The sequence below is a fragment of the Streptomyces sp. 1114.5 genome (assembly GCF_003635085.1).
Lineage (GTDB): Bacteria > Actinomycetota > Actinomycetes > Streptomycetales > Streptomycetaceae > Kitasatospora.
Genome location: NZ_RBXE01000001.1, coordinates 3,018,137 through 3,034,761, shown reverse-complemented (window position 1 = coordinate 3,034,761; position 16,625 = coordinate 3,018,137). Strand labels below are relative to the sequence as shown.

Genomic DNA, 16,625 nt, shown 5'->3' with positions numbered 1-16,625 from the left:
GGCCGCGACCCGGGGCCCGCTGCATCCAGGCCGAAAGCCGCCCAGGCCTCAGTGCGGGAACTGACGGGGCGGGCGCTGCCGCGGCAGCTCGTCCTGGAACTCGGCGATGGTGGTGGCGATCTGGCGCATCACCACGGTGTTCTCCAGCCGGTCCAGGTAGCGGTTCTCGGCGGCCAGCGCCTCGACCGTGACGCCGAAGTACATCGCCATCAGCGGATTGACGAACAGCTCGCTGTCCTTGGTCCGCTCGGTGAACCGGACGTTGCCGAACTCGCCCCGCAGGGCCGCCGCCACCGAGCCGTTGACGATGCTGGGGTGCTCGGGGAAGGCGGCCCGGGCGTGCTCGACGGCGTCCAGGTAGAGCACCGCCTCCCGGCTGTCGCGCGGGATGGAGAAGGCACCGAGGTAGCCGCCGGCCCGGTCCAGCGCGGCGAGGTTCTCCAGGACCAGCGTGTGGTTGACGCCGTGGTGGGCGTCGATGCCGAAGCCCAGGCAGGCGACCAGCCGCTCGGGTACCTCGGTGAGGCCGGCCACCGCCGCCAGGCTGGCCATGTCCTCCTCCGGGGTGCCGAGTCCGGCCTCGTCGCCGCGCATCAGGATGTCGGTGCCGCCGTCCACCAGCAGGACGGCGTCCACGCCCAGCCGGCCGACGAGCGCCCGGTAGGCGTCGCGCAGCGGCTGCACGCCCTCCGTCGGGAAGGCCCACACCGTGTCGGGCATCCCGTGCAGGTGCAGCCAGCGGGCCAGGGTGCGCTCCGGGAAGTAGCCCGCGGGGGCGGCGGTGTCCGGCCGGATCATGGCGAGGTCGGGCTCCGCCCAGACGTCGGCGGGCAGGCCGTAGAGGTGGGTGAAGGAGAGGTTGGCCAGGTGGACCTCCTTGCCCGCGGCGCGCAGGGCGAGGGCGATCGGGAGCCCGGCGTACACGTCGAATCCGCCGCCGGCGCCGGCGATCAGGATGCGTTCGGCGGCCAGCAGCCGGGTGATCAGCGGTGGTTGGAGCAGAGAAGTCATCGGCGGACCGTAACACCACGGGCCGGAAGGGCGGACCTCGGGAGGAAGCGGGCGCGGGTGGGCCGCCGGGGAGGTACCGAGCCGAGCGGATGCCCGACGTCCGTGCAGCATATGCCGAGAGCGTATGCCACGCGCGTAGATCGAAGGCCCGCGAAAAGCCCGGCGCTCAGTCGGCGACGGTCCCCAGGCCGTTGGTCCCCAGATCGCCGGTCCCCAGATCGCCGGTCCCCAGGTCGCCGGCGACGGCCTCACCCGGAGCGCTGTCCTCCAGGCCGTCGCCCGGACCCCACAGCTGCGCGGTGCAGCGCTGGTAGGTCGCCTGCCAGTGCGGCCAGTTGCGGGCCACGTCGTCGTCGCACTCCGCCAGCAGCCGCTCGACCGCGGCCGGCTGGACGCCCTCCAGCAGCCAGGCCAGCGCGTCCGCCGTGCCCGGGCCGTCCGCCACCCGCAGCAGGTCCAGCAGCTCACCCAGGCCGCCGAGCCGGGAGCCGTCGGCCACCACCCGCTCCATCCGGGGCAGCAACTGGCGCTCCTCGATCCGCAGATGGGTCTCCAGTCGGGCCGCCAGGTCCTCCATGGCGTACGCGACGGGCCAGGCGCTGCCGGTGTCCCGGCTGGCGATCCGGACCAGCGTGGTGACCCGGGTGAAGGAGTGGTCGAGGTTGTGGTGGTCGGCCTCCAGCCAGTTGAGCAGCAGCCGCAGCTCGGGCGCGAAGCGGCGCACGATCGGCCAGAGCCGGGTGTCCTGCTGCTCGTGGTGGCAGGTCAGCATCGCGGTCAGGAAGTTCCAGTGCCGCAGCAGCGCCTCGCCCTTGTCGTCCTCGCCGGGCTGGAGCAGCCGCAGCGCGTTGGGCAGCCGGGCGAGGTCGCGGCGCAGCGCGGCGTGGACGAGGCGCAGTCCGGCGAACCGTACGGTGGCCGGGTCCTCGTCCGAGGCCGATCCGTACGCGTCGGCGACCCGGGAGTCGGCTCCGGGCTGCCGGGGCGCCGGCACGATGGGGGCGGGCTGGGGCAGCAAGTGGATCGGCATGACACTCTCTTCACGGCTTGGGTCAGGGCGGGCGGTGGCGGCCGGTGCAGGACCGCCCAGCCAAGGTGCTCGAAGTCGATCAGAAGCGAATCAATGTCCGATTGACGCGCAGGTCACAGGCCTGCGCGGGGGTTCCCGGGAGCCCGCCGGGGACGGCCGGCGAAGGGACTTCGGGGAAGGCCCGCGAACCCGCGAACCGCACGGACCCGGCGGAAACGCCGACCGCCGGTGCCGGGGACGCGAGCGCGTCGCCGACACCGGCGGTACGGAGGACAGGTGGTGCGGGCAGGAAGCGGGGACTCAGTCCGCCGCCGGATCCGCCAGGCGGCTCAGTCTGCCGCCGGCCCCGCCAGGTTCTTGGTCAGCCACACCAGCGTGTCCGGGATCATCTTCTTGAAGTCCGAGGTCAGGTGCTTGCCCCCGGGCTGTTCGTAGTACTCGATGGTGGTCGGCGCGACGGCCTTGCCCACCCAGCTCTTGACCACCTTGGTCTCGTACGGGTTGGCACCGCCCGCGGTGACGTACATCTTCACGTCGGCCTTGCCCTGCGTGACCAGCACGTCGGGGTTGTTGGCCGCGCGCTCGGCGTCGTGGCCCTTCCACAGCAGCGAGTCCGGGATGAAGTAGCCGTCGATCGGTACGGCGGCCTTGTAGACCTCCGGGTGCTGCAGGGCGAGCTTGGCACTGCAGAACCCGCCGGTGGAGGCGCCCATCACGCCCCAGCCGTCGCGGCCCTGGACGGTGCGGAAGTTGGCGCGGACGAAGTCCGGGATGTCCTCGGCCATCCAGGTGCCCATCTTGGGCTGGCCCGGGATGTCGGAGCAGTCCAGCGCGTTCTTCTCGTCGCCGTTGAAGTTCTGCACCGGCATGATCATGATGAACGGGTGGGCCTTGCCCTCCTTGACCAGCTGCTCGTTCTCCTCCTGGATCGGCAGCTGGTTGTCGGTCCAGGTGTTGTAGCCGTTGCTCTGGCCGCCCGCGAAGAGGGTGAGGACCGGGAAGCCGGTCTTGGCGTACTTGGGGTCGTTGTACTCGGGCGGCAGCCAGACCCAGACCTTGCCGGAGACGCCCGACTTCGCGCCGGTCACGGTGGTCACGAAGATCGGTCCGGCGGCGGTGTCCCGGGCCTTGACCAGGCTGGCGTTCGGGCCGGTCGGCATCAGCACCTTGCCCACGGCCACGGCGGGCGCCCCGCCGCCCGGGGTGCCCGTGCCGGTCGGGGTCCCGGTGACGCCGCCGGTCGCGGACGGGGTGGCGTCCGCCTTGGCACTGTCCCCCTTCCCACCGCCGGAACTCCCGCAGGCCGCGAGCGAGGCGGCCAGGGCGAGCACGGCGGCGCCGGACAGGACGGCACGGGAACGGGACGACTGCCTAAGCACGGTGAGGACTCTCCGACCGAATGTCGCGCCCGGTCCGGCTGACCGGGCGGCGGCCCCCCGGTGGGGCCGGACAGACCGGGGCGCGACGCTGGTGCGGCCCCCGGAGCAGTGGCGCGCCGCCCCTCGCGGGGGCGCGCCTTCCTGCGATCTTATGACGTGGGCCGGGGTGGCCCGGTTGCGCGTCGGCCACCGGAAATCCAATGTTTGTTCGCGATCAGGTAAAACCCCCTGTCGCTCCCGCCGTTCGGCGGGGGCCGGATGGCGGGGATCGACCGCGGGAGCCGACGGCGCATTCCCGGCCGGCCAGCGGATTTTGGGCACTTCGACGAATGACGGCGGCCCGCGGATCCGGGACGATCTCTCCGGGCCGACCGGGCGGAGAGCCGCCGGAACAGGCACGAGAACAGCCAGCGAGGAGAGCGCCATGCCCCAGCAGATCGCCGTCGTCACCGGAGCCGGGAGCGGTGTCGGCCGCGCCGTCGCGGTCGAACTGGCCGCGGCCGGCTGGCTGCCGGTGCTGGCCGGCCGACGGGCCGAGCCCCTGCACGAGACCGCCCGGCTCTGCGGCGCCCCGGCCGACGTGCTGCCGACCGACGTCACCGACCCGGCCGCCGTGGACACGCTGTTCGCCACGACCGCCGAGCGCCACGGCCGGGTGGACCTGCTGTTCAACAACGCCGGCAGCTTCGGCCCGGCCGTCCCGGTGGAGGAGCTGGAGGTCGAGGCCTGGCGGGCCGTGGTCGACCTCAACCTGACCGGCGCCTTCCTCTGCGCCCGGGCCGCGTTCCGGCAAATGAAGGCCCAGGACCCGCAGGGCGGCCGGATCATCAACAACGGCTCGATCTCCGCGCACGTCCCCCGCCCGCACTCGATCGCCTACACCGCGACCAAGCACGCCGTCACCGGCCTGACCAAGTCGCTGTCGCTGGACGGCCGCCCGTACCGGATCGCCTGCGGACAGATCGACATCGGCAACGCGGCGACCGACATGACGGCGGCGATGAGCGCGGGCGTGCGGCAGGCGGACGGCCGGATCGCCCCCGAGCCGACCATGGACGTGGCGGACGTCGCACGCACCGTGCGGCACATGGCCGCGCTGCCGCTGGAGGCCAACGTGCAGTTCGCCACCGTGATGGCGACGGCCATGCCGTACATCGGGCGCGGCTAGGGCCTGTCCGGCTTCGTACGGCGTCATGCGGCGTCATACGGCCTCGGACGGCTACGGACGGGTTCGTACGAAACCGTACGAGGGAACCCCCGTCAGCCGGAGCTGACGGGGGTTCCCTCGGTGGCGAAGGGGCGAAGGGGCGAAGGGGCGAAGCAGCGAGGCCCGCTACGGCCGCCAGGTGTCGTTCAGCGTGACGACCCCGCCCGCGGGCACCGTCGCGGTCCGGTTGGCACCGGACTCCCAGGTCACCGCGCCGCTCGCGTCCTTGCGGACGTACTTGTACTGGAACGAGATGCCGGCCGGCAGCGAGAGCGCCAGCGACCAGACCGGGTAGCCGGCGGACGACAGCGGCAGCGCCTTCGCCGGGTCCCAGCCGCCGAGCGCCGCGGCGTCGCCGACCACGTAGACGTTCTGGCCGACCGTGGTGGTCGCGTTGACGTTGAACGAGGCGCCGGAGACGGCCGCACCGGGCTGGACGTACAGCGCGACCGCGTCGCCCGCGCCGACCGTCGCAGTGAACTGCCCGTTGGCGCCGACCTGGTAGGTCGGCCCGGTGCAGCCGCCACCCGCCTGCGGGTCACCGTGCTGGACGTCGCAGTAGGTGCCGGCCGGCAGACCGGTCTGGAAGGTCTGGGTGATCGCGCCGCTCTCGTGGTTGATCGCCACGTAGCCCTTGTTGCCGCGGCCGAAGGCGATCGCGTTGTTGCCGTTGGACCACCAGTCGGTCACCCCGGTGCCCGCGACGGCGTTGCGGAAGCCGACCATGTTGGCGACCTGCCGCCAGGCGTGGGTGCAGTTCCAGCCGTCCTGGTAGCAGGCGTTGACGGTGCCGCCGTTGGGCGGGCCGTCGTCCTTGTTGGTGAAGGAGTAGCCGGAGTAGATGTTGGGCGAGCCGTACGTCGAGGCCAGCAGGAAGACGTTGGCCAGCGTGTAGGTGTTGCCGTAGGTGTAGTTGAGGGTGGAGCCGTTGCGCTCGGTGTCCCAGTTGTCGAGGAAGCTGCGCGCCTGGTTGCTCGGCAGGTAGCCCCAGGAGGCGCCCCAGCCGTTGAGGTTGGCGAGCTTGTCGCTGGTGAAGATGCGCTTGAGGTCGGTGCCGACCCGGAACTCGTCCACGTCGCCGTTGCCGGTGTACTCGGTGGGCTGGATCGGCTCGCCGGCGCCGTAGATGACCTCCTGGACCCAGTAGGCCTTGGGGTTGGCCATCTTGGCCTTGATCGCGGCGAGGTCGGTGGCGGCGATGTGCTTGGCGGCGTCGATCCGGTAGCCGTCCACGCCGAGCGAGCCGAGGTCGTCCAGGTAGTGCGCGATGGTGGTCTGGACGTACGTGCTGCCGGTGTCCAGGTCGGCGAGGTTCACCAGTTCGCAGTTCTGGACGTTGGAGCGGTCCTGGTAGTCGCTGATCGGCTGGCGGCAGGAGTGGAAGTCCTGGTCCTGGTACGTGCCGGGGTAGGTGTACTTGCTGTAGACCGTGCCGCCGGTGCCGGTGCCGGAGCCGGCCGACATGTGGTTGACGACCGCGTCGGCGATCACCTTGACCCCGGCCGCGTGGCAGGTGTCGACCATGTTCTTGAAGGAGGTGCGGTCGCCGAGCCGCCCGGCGATCTTGTAGCCGACCGGCTGGTAGGAGGTCCACCACTGGGAGCCCTGGATGTGCTCCTGCGGCGGCGAGACCTCGACGAAGCCGTAGCCCTTCGGGCCGAGTGTCGAGGTGCAGGCCTGGGCGACGGAGTCGAAGCGCCACTCGAAGAGCGTGGCGGTGACGTCCTTGCCGTTGTTGGCGGGCGGGGAGGCCTGGGCGGCGGGGGCGCCGAGGGCGGTGCCGAGCGAGAGCGCGAGCGCCGCCGAGGCGGCGAGCGCGCCGGCCGCGCGGGCGGGCCGGCGGTGGGGGGCGGTGGTGACCACGTCGTCTCCTGGGGTGGCTGGGGTGGGGCAGCCGAGGTGAAGCCTGCAGGAAGTTTCTGTAACTTGCCGGAAACTTGCAGCGCCGAACCTAGGGTCACCGGGAGACACCGTCAAGACTTCAGGAAGATACGTTTCTGCATCGCCGGAGCGGAAACCGGAGCGGACACCGGAACGGGCACCGGAGCGGCAGCCGGTTGGCCACCCGAACAGGGCATACGACAAGGGCCCGGCAGCCGTAGCCGCCGGGCCCCTCACCTGTCCTGGTTCACCGGCCCCTCAGGAGCCGGACCGGGCTCAGCCGGTCTGGACGGAGGTGTCGTCGATCACGAAGCTCGTCTGCAGCGAGGAGTCCTCGGTGCCGTTGAACTTCACGGTGACCGTCTGGCCCGCGTAGGCCGACAGGTCGAAGGTGCGCTGCTGGTAGCCGGCCGCGGCGTCCACGTTGGAGTAGGTCTTCAGCGTGGTGCCGTTCACCGACACGGTCAGCTTGTCGTACGCGGTGGTGCCGGTCTCCGCGGTGTCGATGTGCAGCCAGAAGCTCAGCGTGGCCTTGCAGCCCGCCGGGATGGTGACCGTCTGCGACAGCGAGTCGGTGTGGGTGGAGCCGTAGCCGTTCAGCCACGCCTTCCACGAACCGCCGTGCGCGGCCTGGCTGGAGCTGTTGTCGACCACACCGGAGCTCGCCGTCCACGGCGCCGCCGTGCCCGTCTCGAAGCCCGCGTTGCCCAGCAGCTGCGCCGGGGTGCAGCTGCCGCCGCCACCGGTGGTCACCGTCCAGGTGAAGCTGGTGGTGCCCGACTTGCCGGCCGAGTCCTTGACCGTGACGGTCACGTTGGAGGTGCCGGCGGTGGTCGGGGTGCCGGTGATCGCGCCGGTGGAGGCGTTGATCGCCAGGCCGGCGGGCAGGCCGGTGGCCGAGTACGACAGCGGGGCGGTGCCGCCGGAGGCCTTGATGGCCAGGTTGACGGCGGTGCCGACGGCGGTCGACTGGTTGCCCGGGTTGGTGACGGTGACGCCGCCCGGGTTGGGCAGCCCGCCGACGTTGACGGCGGCCCAGGCGGTGGCGACCGCGTTGTACTCGGCGCTGTTCGCGCCGTACAGGTCGGTGGCCGCGTTCAGGGTCGCGGTACGGGCGGCCGCGTAGTTGGTGGTGGAGGTCATGTACGCGGTCAGCGCCTTGTACCAGACCTGCTCCGCCTTGTCCCGGCCGATGCCGGTGACGGTGATGTTGTTGACCGTCGGGCTGTTGTAGCTGACGCCGTTGATCACCTTGGCGCCGCTGCCCTCGGCCAGCAGGTAGAAGAAGTGGTTGGCGACACCGGACGAGTAGTGCACGTCCAGGTTGCCGACGCCCGAGTACCAGGAGTCCGCGGACTGACCGTCCTTGGAGGGCTTGTCCATGTAGCGCAGCGGCGTGCCGTTGCCGTTGATGTCGATCAGCTCGCCGATCAGGTAGTCCGGCACGTCCTTCGGCAGGTTCGCGTAGAACTCGACCATGGTGCCGAAGATGTCCGAGGTGGCCTCGTTGAGGCCGCCGGACTCGCCCGAGTAGTTCAGGTTGGCGGTGGCGGCGGTGACGCCGTGGCTCATCTCGTGGCCGGAGACGTCGAGCTCGGTCAGCGGGTGGGTGTCGCCCGAGCCGTCGCCGTAGGTCATGCAGAAGCAGCCGTCGTCCCAGAAGGCGTTGACGTAGCCGGTGTCGTAGTGGACCCGGCTGGCGGCGCCGACGCCGTCGTTGCGGATGCCGTTGCGGCCGAAGGTGTTCTTGTAGAAGTCCCAGGTGACGGCCGCGCCGTACTGGGCGTCGACGGCGGCGGACTCGCGGTTGCTGGCCAGGCCGTTGCCCCAGGTGTCGCTCGACTTGGAGAACAGCGTGCCGTTGCCGGAGGTGCCGTTGTTCATGTCGGTGGTGGACTGGCCGCCGCGGGTGGCGTCCTTCAGCGAGTAGGTCGAGCCGCTCTGGGTGGTGGTCAGCGGCACGTTGCCGACGAACACGCCGTTGCCGGAGCCGCGCTGGATGCCGTCGGCCTTGCTGAGCACGTCGCCGGTCCTGGCGTCGGTCACCACGTGCAGCTTGCTCGGGGTGCCGTCGGACTCGCGGCCGGAGAGGACGGTCTCCCAGGCGAGCTTCGGGGTCCCGTCGGCGGCCCACACCACCAGGCGCGGGGCGGTGTCGACGGCGGAGCCCTCCTCGGCGGCGAGCGCGGCGGCCTGGGCCTTCGGCGCGGCCAGGGCCGGGGCGGTGTCGACGCCGGCGAGGTTGGCCTCACTGGCCTTGGTCACGCTCTTGGTGGCACCGTTCGCGTCCTGGTGGACGATCAGGTCGCCGCCGAGGACGGGGAGTCCGGCGTAGGTGCGCTCGTAGCGCAGGTGGCGACCGCCGTTGGAGTCCTGGACGACGTCCTTGGTGACCAGCTTCTCCTGGCCGCTCAGGCCGAGGGCCTGGGCGAGGGAGGTGGTCTGCTGGTTCGCCGAGGCGATCAGCGCGGCCCGGGTGGTCTGCTGGGCGGCGACGGCGGCCGGCGCGTCCGGCGTGGCCGCCTGGGCGATGACCGGTATGCCGGTGACCAGCAGCGCGGTGGTGGCGGCCATGACGACCGCCGCCTTCCGAGCGTGAGCGTAACGGGACATGCGGACTCCTTTTCCGACCGGCGCTGGGTCGCGCCGGTGGAGAGAAAACCTGGGCCGCGGGGTTGCGGCGCAGTGGGGGCCCCCGGCGGGTGCGACGGGGGTGCGATAGCGGGTTGCGGTGCTCTCAACCCGTTGCGAGGTCGGGACGCGCTGCACCTGGGCTGGAACAGCTGCACCGGGAGGTGGGGCCCCCTCGTCTGCAGCCGGGAGGAATCGTGGCAGCAAACCGGCCGCCAATGACAGATGCATGCCACGGATTGGCCGGTTCATTACCGAAACCGTATGCATGGCGGTTCATCAGTTGTGCTACGGCATTGCAAACTCATGAACACGGTTTTCATGGTCCGGACAAAGTTCGATCACCACCGGCAGTCACTGACCAGCACTCAGGACCGCCACCCCTACCACCGAGTAGCGCGCAGCGCCGCGCGGGCGGGGCACGTCACAGTTCCGGCCGTGCCAGGGGCGGTTTCCGGCCAGTTCACGGCCGGAACGGAACCGGGCCCCGCGCCACCTCAACGGCGGAGCGGGGCCCGGAAATCGGCGCGGTGTACGGATCAGTGCCGGATCAGCGCCGGATCAGCGCCGAATCAGTGCTGGATCGACGCCGGAAGACGCCGCGCCTGATCACGCCGCATTCAGTGCTGGACGAACACCGCCACGGTGCGGCCCGGCACGGTGAAGGTGCCGGTCGCGGCGTCGAAGCCGGCCTGCTGCACCACCCGGTCCGCCCCGCCCGCCTGGACGGGGTGCAGCGCCTGGCTCGTCCCCTTCAGGGCCGCCACGGTCTGCCCCTGCGCGCTGGGCGTGGCGTTGAAGACCACGGTGATGCCCTTCTCCGCGCCCGTCAGCCCGGTCCCGTCCAGGTGCAGGGTGATCACCCCGGGCGTCTCGCCGGCCGTGCCGGAGAGCGGGTACGAGAGCCGCTGCTGGACGGCGGCCAGGGTCGGCAGGGAGAACAGCGGCGAGGACTGCTTGATCCGCAGGAACTCCTGGTACTGCGCCGAGGCGGCCCGGATGTCGGCCGCGCCGACCGTCAGCCTCGGGTCGGCCAGCAGCGATCCGGCGGTCGGCCACATCCCCTTGTTGTCGGCCGCCGGCGGCAGCCCGCGGCCCCAGCCGTTGCCCTGGGCGGCGTCCCAGTGGATGGCGTTGAACCAGTCGCCCGAGTCGTAGGAGTTGGAGTCCAGCGACTTGGAGCGCAGCAGGTCGCTGCCGGCCTGGGCGAAGCCCGCACCCTGGGTGAGCGCGGTGAGCGAGAGCCCGAGCGCCTGCATCCGGGCCCGGTCGGCGGGGGCGGTGCCGGTCGGCAGCTTGTAGGCGAGCGCGTCGAACAGGTCGGTGTTGTCGTGGGCGTCCACGTACTCCACCGCCTCGCCCGGCTTGGCCGCGTACCCGGTGGGGGCGCCGTTGTAGTCGACCTGGGCGCCGGTGACGGCCTTCCCGGAGCTGTCGGTGAAGGAGTAGCCGGCCAGGTTTCCGGTCAGCCCGACCTTCAGCTGGTCCATCTGGTGCAGCAGCCGGGCCTTCTGCTCCTCCGGGGTGCCGTTCGCGGACGAGCCGTTGGGGTCGGTGAACAGCCCCGAGGCGAAGCCCTGTTGGGGCGCGGAGTCGAGCATGAAGTTGCCGCCGCGGGCGGCGTCGCGGATCCGATCGTCGAAGGTGGCGATGCCGGTGCCGGCCATGTTGGCCTGGGTGGCCTGCTCGAACCGGGCGTTGTTCGCGACGGCGCCGAAGTTCCAGCCCTCGCCGTACAGGAAGACGTTCCTGCCGTCCACGCCGTCCGAGTCCGGCGTCATCTTCCGCAGGGCGGCCTGCACGTCCAGCATGGTGGACTTCGGGTCCAGGCCCATCAGGTCGAAGCGGAAGCCGTCCACCTTGTACTCACGGGCCCAGAGCGTCACCGAGTCGACCACCAGCCGGTTCATCATGGCGTGCTCGGGCGCGGTGTCGGCGCAGCAACTGTCCGTCGTCACCTTGCCGTTGGCGTCCAGCCGCTGGTAGTAGCCGGGAACCACCCGGTCCAGCACCGAGTGCTCGGCCTGTCCGGCGGCGGCGGTGTGGTTGTAGACCACGTCGAGCACCACCCGCAGGCCGGCCGCGTGCATCGCCTGCACCATCTGGCGGAACTGCACGGTCCGGGCAGCTCCTCCCCCAGCCTCCGGCCGGGAGGTGCTCCCGGGGTCGGTGGCGTAGGAGCCCTCCGGCACGTTGTAGTGCAGCGGGTCGTAGCCCCAGTTGTAGGCGTCGTCGGCGGCGACGGCCGCCACGCACTCCTGCTGCTTCGGGCCGTCCGGCGGAAGGGACTTGAGGTCGCAGGCCGGCAGTTTCTGCTCGGCCCGGTTCTCCCGGATGGTGGCGATGTCGAAGGTCGGCAGCAGGTGGATCGTGGTCACCCCCGCCTTGGCGAGGTCCCGCAGGTGCTGCATGCCGGCCGAGTTCGACTCGGTGAACGCCAGGTAGGTGCCGCGCTCGGCGGCCGGGACGGTGGCGTCCTCCACCGAGAAGTCCCGGACGTGCAGTTCCTGGATCTGCTGCTGTGCGGGCGGGACGGCCTGCGGGCGGGCGTGGTCGTCCCAGCCGGCGGGCTTGAGCTCCTTGGCGTCGAGGTCGGCGACCAGGCTGCGCCCGGAGTCGGTGGACAGCGCCACCGAGTACGGGTCGGTGACGGTGTTGACCACGACCTGCTGCACCGATGGCGCCCAGACCTTCACCTGGTACAGGTAGTACTTGCCGTCCAACTCGCCCTTGTCGCGGACGATTTCCCAGACGCCGGTCTCGTCGTCGAGCTTGAGCGGCAGCGTCTTCGGGGTGCCGCCGGTGGCGCTGTCGAAGACCTGGACGGAGACCTCCTGCGCGGTCGGCGCCCAGAGCGACAGCGCGACCTTGCCGTTGTAGTACGCCGGGCCGAAGTCGACCTTGCCGGTCCGCCCGGCGTACAGGTCGTCCAGTGCGCCGGGGATCTGCACCCCGGTGCCGGCCAGGACGGCCCCGCTGGGCAGGTGTTCGGTGAACAGCAGCTGGCTGCGCAGTGCGGCCGGGACGCGGGCGGCGTCGCGGGCGTCCACGGTGAAGGCCCGGTAGCCCGCCAAGTGCGGGTACTTCGCCTTCTGCGCGTCGGTCAGCCCGCCCTTGACCGGGGTGAGCCGCAGCCACCGGCCGGGCTTGGTGAGCACGCCCTTGTCGGCCCGGATGCCGCCCTCGGGGTCGTAGACCAGCTGGGCGCTGGTGCCGCCGGCCAGGGCCTCGTCGGTGGCGCCGTAGTTCGCCGGGACGACGACGGTCCTGCCGTCGATCCACTGCGCCTTGGCGCTGCCGAGGTCGAGCTGCGAGGAGGCGGCCGGGTTCTGCGGCAGCAGGTAGCCCTCGCGGCCGCCGAGGATCCAGACCTCCTTGCCGTTGACGGCGAAGTCCAGCGACTGGTCGGCGGGCAGGTCCTTGTCGTTGCCCCGGTGCAGGATGTAGCTGAGGCTGGTCGCGCCGGGGGCCAGCGGCACCTCGAAGACGGCGCCGAAGGCGTCGCGGCGCACCGGCATCAGCGGCTTGCCCCAGTCGGTGGGGGTGGCGGCGCCGGTCCAGTCGTGCAGGCCCCAGCCGTCGTAGTCGCCGTCGGCCCGGTTGTAGTGGATGACGGCGGTGTTCGCGGGCTGGCTGTTCGGCGGGCCGGGGTTGGCGGTGCGCACCGCCGGGTCGCCCTGCTTCAGCCAGACCTCGCCGGTGCTGCCGACGTCGATGTGCCGGTCGGCGTCGACGTCCTTGGCGCCGTTCTTCTCCACGATGAAGCCGACGTCCGAGGCGCCCGGCTTGAGCTTCACGTAGGCGAAGGCGCCGTACGCGTCCCGCCCGGTGAAGGCGTGCCCGGCCGGCCACGGGGTGGCCTCGCCGTCGGCGAGGTCTCCCCAGGCGTAGAGGTTCCAGCCGTCGTAGTCGCCGTCCGGCCGGTTGTAGTGGACGACGGCGTACGGGCGGGCTCCGGCGGTGGGCACCGGCTTGGGTGCGGGGGTGCCGGTGGTGAAGCTCGCGGTGGCGGAGCGCAGGTGGCCGCTGGAGTCCTGGACGACGGCCTTGTAGCGGACGACCGTGCCGGGGGCGACGGCGCCGAGGTCCTGGGTGACGGCGTACCTCCCGGTGTCGGCCGTCCCCAGCGTCTGCCAGGGCCCGTTGCCGATCTGGGCGGCGAAGCTCACCCGGTCGAAGCCGCCGCCGTCGGCCTTCGCCCCGACCGTGACGAGGCCGGTCGCGCCGTCCGCGGGCGGCTGCACCGCGAGCTGCGGCGCGGCGCTCACCGCGGCGAGCCTGCCGCCCGCCTTGAGCACCACGGAGGAGAGCGCCGGCACGGTGACGGTCACCTTGCGGTCCGCGCCGCTGGTGACGTGCTCCCCCGCCGCCGGGTAGATCCGGTCGAAGCCCATCCCGGCCGAGAAGGTGTCCAGGGTGACGGTCTTCGCCTCGGTGGCGTTGTTGACCGCCACCAGGTACTCGACCTGCTGCCCGGCGTCGATCCGGGAGAAGGCGTACACGCCCGCGCCGTCGGCGGCGTACCGCTCGATCTGGGCGCCGTCGGCCAGCGCCGGGTTGTCCCGGCGCAGCTTCGCGAGGCCCGCGATGCCCTGGTAGAGCTCGCCGCCCTGCCCGTACCGGTCGGCCGGGCCGGAGGGGCCGCCGAGCACCCGGTCGCTGTTGTACGAGGGCGTCTTCGAGGCGAACAGGTCCTGCCGGGCGTCCTTGTCGCCGCCGGCGCCGGTGAAGCCCTGCTCGTCGCCGTAGTAGACGACGGGCTGGCCGCGGGTGAGGAACTGCAGCTCGTTGCCGAGCCGGTCCTTCTTCAACAGGGTCGCCCCGTCGGCGCCCGGGTTGTCGGCGAGCAGGAAGGAGCCGAAGCGGCCCATGTCGTGGTTGCCGAGGAAGGTCGGCAGCTCGTACGCGTCGGTGTCGGCGCTCGTGTAGCGGTAGTCCTGGCCGTAGACGTCGGCGAGGGTCTTCGCCGAGCCGCCCTGGGAGACGTACGAGCGGGCCGCGCCCTGGAACGGGAAGTCCAGGGTGGCCTGCAGCCTGCCCTTGGTCACGTACGGGGAGGTGATCGCCGGGTCGCCGGAGTAGACCTCGCCGAACATGAAGAACTTCTTGTTGCCCTGCTTGGCCGCGAAGTCCTTGAGCGCGGGGGCCCACTGCTGCCAGAACGCCATGTTGACGTGCTTGACGGTGTCGATCCGGAAGCCGTCCACGCCGGCGTCCTTGACCCACTGCTGGTAGACCTTCTCGAAGCCCTTCACCACCCGGGGGTTCTGGGTGTCGAGGTCGTCCAGGCCGCTGAAGTCGCCCTCGGTGGCGGACTCTCCGACGAAGGTCGAGTCGCCCCGGTTGTGGTAGAGCGAGGGGTCGTTGAGCCAGGACGGGGTCTTGGCGTTCGCGTCGGCGGCGGTGCGCAGGACCGGGGTGTAGGGGAAGGAGTCCTTGGTGATCCGCGGCCAGGGCACGCCGGCGTCGGCGACGGCGGTCTCGTCGACCGGGTTCCCGTCCGCGTCGAGGGTCGGGTAGGCGCCGGCCGAGCGGTAGCCGTGCTGCTGCTCGGCGGCGTCGATGACGTCGGCGGTGTGGTTGGTGATGACGTCGAAGAAGACCTTGATCCCGCGGGCGTGCGCCTTGGCTATCAGCTCCTTGAGCTGCTCGTTGGTGCCGAAGTGCGGGTCGACCTGGGTGAAGTCGGTGATCCAGTAGCCGTGGTAGCCGGCCGAGGCGTCCGCGCCGCTGCCCTGCACGGGCTTGTTCTTGAAGATCGGCGCCATCCAGATCGCGGTGGTGCCGAGGTCCTGGATGTAGTCGAGCTTCTGGATCAGGCCGGCCAGGTCACCGCCGTGGTAGAAGCCCTTGTCGGCGGGGTCGAGGCCGTTCTCCAGCCGCCCGCCCGTGATGCCACCGGTGTCGTTGGCCTGGTCGCCGTTGGCGAAGCGGTCGGGCAGGACGAAGTAGAACTGCTCGCGGGTGAGGTCGTGCCGCCCGGCGGTGGCCGCGAGCGCGGCGTCCGAGGGCGGGGCCGGCGGGGCGGCGGCCAGGGCCGCGGGGACGCTGCCGAGGGTGGCGGCCGTCAGCGCGGCGGCCAGCAGGACGGCCGTACGGCCCGGCCTGCGCAGGGATCTGCTCCGTCGGGGGCGGAGCGGGGCATCGGCCACTGAGGGCTCCCTTAGGGGAAGGGGCGATCGATTTTCCCAGGAAGCTAGCGGCCTGCAATATGTTTCAGCAAGATGCAGAAACGGTTTCGTCGCGGGAACATCCAGGTCGGAGCCCGCTCCGGCCACCCCGATTACTCCCTCGGAGCGACGGGCGTGACAATGGGACGTATGCCCGTCCCACCGGTACGCACCAGAACCCCCAGCACCCCCTACCCCGGTGGGAGTCGCCCCCTAGCCCTCAAGGGGGACAGCCGGTGAAGAATCCACTTCCAGAGGATGAGCAGACGGCGACGAGCGGTCTGGCAGACTTGCCGCCCATGGGGGAACCGACCGAGATCCAGCGAGGCGACGCCGTGCGCGCCGACGCGGCCAGCGGTGGCGGTTCCGTAGCGAAGACGGCCACCCCCGGCCGTCTGCCCGACGGAGCCACCCGCACCGCCCAGTCCCGCACCGCCGCCCTGCGGGGCCACGTGCGCGCGCAGCGGCTCTCGCCCGCCCGGCCCCGGATCTGGTTCGAACTGGCCCTGATCGGGATCAGCTACTGGATCTACTCGATCGTCCGCAACGCGGTCCCCGAGCAGGAAGCGATAGCCCAGAAGCACGCGCGCTGGATCTGGGACCTGGAGCAGCACCTCGGCATCGCCGTCGAGCGCTCGGTCAACCACGCCGTGGACGGCGTCGGCTGGCTGATCACCGGGATGAACTACTACTACGCGACGCTGCACTTCGTGATCACGATCGGCGTCCTGGTCTGGCTCTACCGCCGCCACCCCGGCCGCTACGTCGCCGCCCGCACCGTGCTGTTCGTCACCACCGCGATCGCCCTGGTCGGCTTCTACTTCTTCCCGCTGGCCCCGCCCCGGCTGATGACCGACGGCGGCTTCGTCGACACCGTGAAGGCCCACGGCACCTGGGGCTCGATGGCCTCCGGCCCCGCCGCCCACGTCTCCAACCAGTACGCGGCGATGCCCTCGATGCACATCGGCTGGTCGATGTGGTGCGGCCTGGCGATCTTCTTCCTGGCCCGCCGGACCTGGGTCCGAGTGCTCGGCCTGATGTACCCGGCCGCCACGCTGGTGGTCATCGTCTCGACCGCCAACCACTTCTGGATGGACGCCGTCGGGGGCGAGCTCTGCCTGGCGGTGGGCTTCCTCACCGCCCGCTGGATCTACCACGAGTGGGTCTACAAGCTGCCGCAGGTCCCCGCCCGGGAGGCGGCCGCCGAGCAGCCGATCACCGTTCCCGAGCAGTGGAGCGAGCCCGCAGTCAGCACCGCCCGCCGCTAGCGGCGGACAGCCGGACAGCCGAAAGGGGCCCCGACCGGGGCCCCTTTC

Annotated in this window: 8 protein-coding genes; 2 read left to right on the top strand and 6 right to left on the bottom strand. The window is 71.4% G+C overall.

Annotation, left to right across the window (positions count from 1 at the left end):
- Positions 1–48: 48 nt before the first annotated feature.
- The 3 genes from BX285_RS13385 to BX285_RS13375 form a co-directional block, all read right to left on the bottom strand.
- Positions 49–1,011 (bottom strand): DUF1152 domain-containing protein, encoded by a 963-nt coding sequence (locus tag BX285_RS13385; protein WP_121175253.1) that lies wholly within the window; start codon positions 1,009–1,011, stop codon positions 49–51.
- A gap of 166 nt (positions 1,012–1,177) precedes the next feature.
- Positions 1,178–2,041: a hemerythrin domain-containing protein gene (locus tag BX285_RS13380; protein ID WP_121175252.1), complete on the bottom strand. Its 864-nt coding sequence runs from the start codon at positions 2,039–2,041 to the stop codon at positions 1,178–1,180.
- A 329-nt stretch (positions 2,042–2,370) separates the two neighbouring features.
- A complete protein-coding gene (locus BX285_RS13375; protein ID WP_259470516.1) occupies positions 2,371–3,420 on the bottom strand; it encodes an esterase family protein in 1,050 nt (349 codons plus the stop codon).
- Positions 3,421–3,844: 424 nt separating this feature from the next.
- On the opposite strand from BX285_RS13375, the gene BX285_RS13370 reads away from it, so the two are divergent.
- Positions 3,845–4,588, top strand: a complete 744-nt coding sequence (locus tag BX285_RS13370; RefSeq protein WP_121175250.1) for an SDR family oxidoreductase — start codon at positions 3,845–3,847, stop codon at positions 4,586–4,588.
- A gap of 165 nt (positions 4,589–4,753) precedes the next feature.
- Here the strand turns inward: BX285_RS13370 and BX285_RS13365 are convergent, their stop codons facing one another.
- From BX285_RS13365 to pulA, 3 genes are all read right to left on the bottom strand, one after another.
- Entirely contained in the window at positions 4,754–6,490 is a 1,737-nt protein-coding gene (locus BX285_RS13365; RefSeq protein WP_121175249.1) for a carbohydrate-binding module family 20 domain-containing protein, read from the bottom strand.
- 294 nt (positions 6,491–6,784) lie between these two features.
- Complete coding sequence (locus tag BX285_RS13360) at positions 6,785–9,121, bottom strand: M4 family metallopeptidase (RefSeq protein ID WP_101948240.1); 2,337 nt, start codon at positions 9,119–9,121, stop codon at positions 6,785–6,787.
- A 638-nt stretch (positions 9,122–9,759) separates the two neighbouring features.
- On the bottom strand, positions 9,760–15,291 hold the full coding sequence (pulA, locus tag BX285_RS13355; protein ID WP_121175248.1) for a pullulanase-type alpha-1,6-glucosidase: 5,532 nt from the start codon (positions 15,289–15,291) through the stop codon (positions 9,760–9,762).
- Between the two features lie 317 nt (positions 15,292–15,608).
- On the opposite strand from pulA, the gene BX285_RS13350 reads away from it, so the two are divergent.
- Entirely contained in the window at positions 15,609–16,577 is a 969-nt protein-coding gene (locus tag BX285_RS13350; protein ID WP_097238171.1) for a phosphatase PAP2 family protein, read from the top strand.
- Positions 16,578–16,625: the final 48 nt, after the last annotated feature.

Coding starts and splice junctions, on each gene's coding strand:
- BX285_RS13385 (WP_121175253.1), bottom strand. CDS start 1,011: ATGACTTCTCTGCTCCAACCACCGCTGATCACCCGGCTGCTGGCCGCC.
- BX285_RS13380 (WP_121175252.1), bottom strand. CDS start 2,041: ATGCCGATCCACTTGCTGCCCCAGCCCGCCCCCATCGTGCCGGCGCCC.
- BX285_RS13370 (WP_121175250.1), top strand. CDS start 3,845: ATGCCCCAGCAGATCGCCGTCGTCACCGGAGCCGGGAGCGGTGTCGGC.
- BX285_RS13360 (WP_101948240.1), bottom strand. CDS start 9,121: ATGTCCCGTTACGCTCACGCTCGGAAGGCGGCGGTCGTCATGGCCGCC.
- BX285_RS13350 (WP_097238171.1), top strand. CDS start 15,609: ATGGGGGAACCGACCGAGATCCAGCGAGGCGACGCCGTGCGCGCCGAC.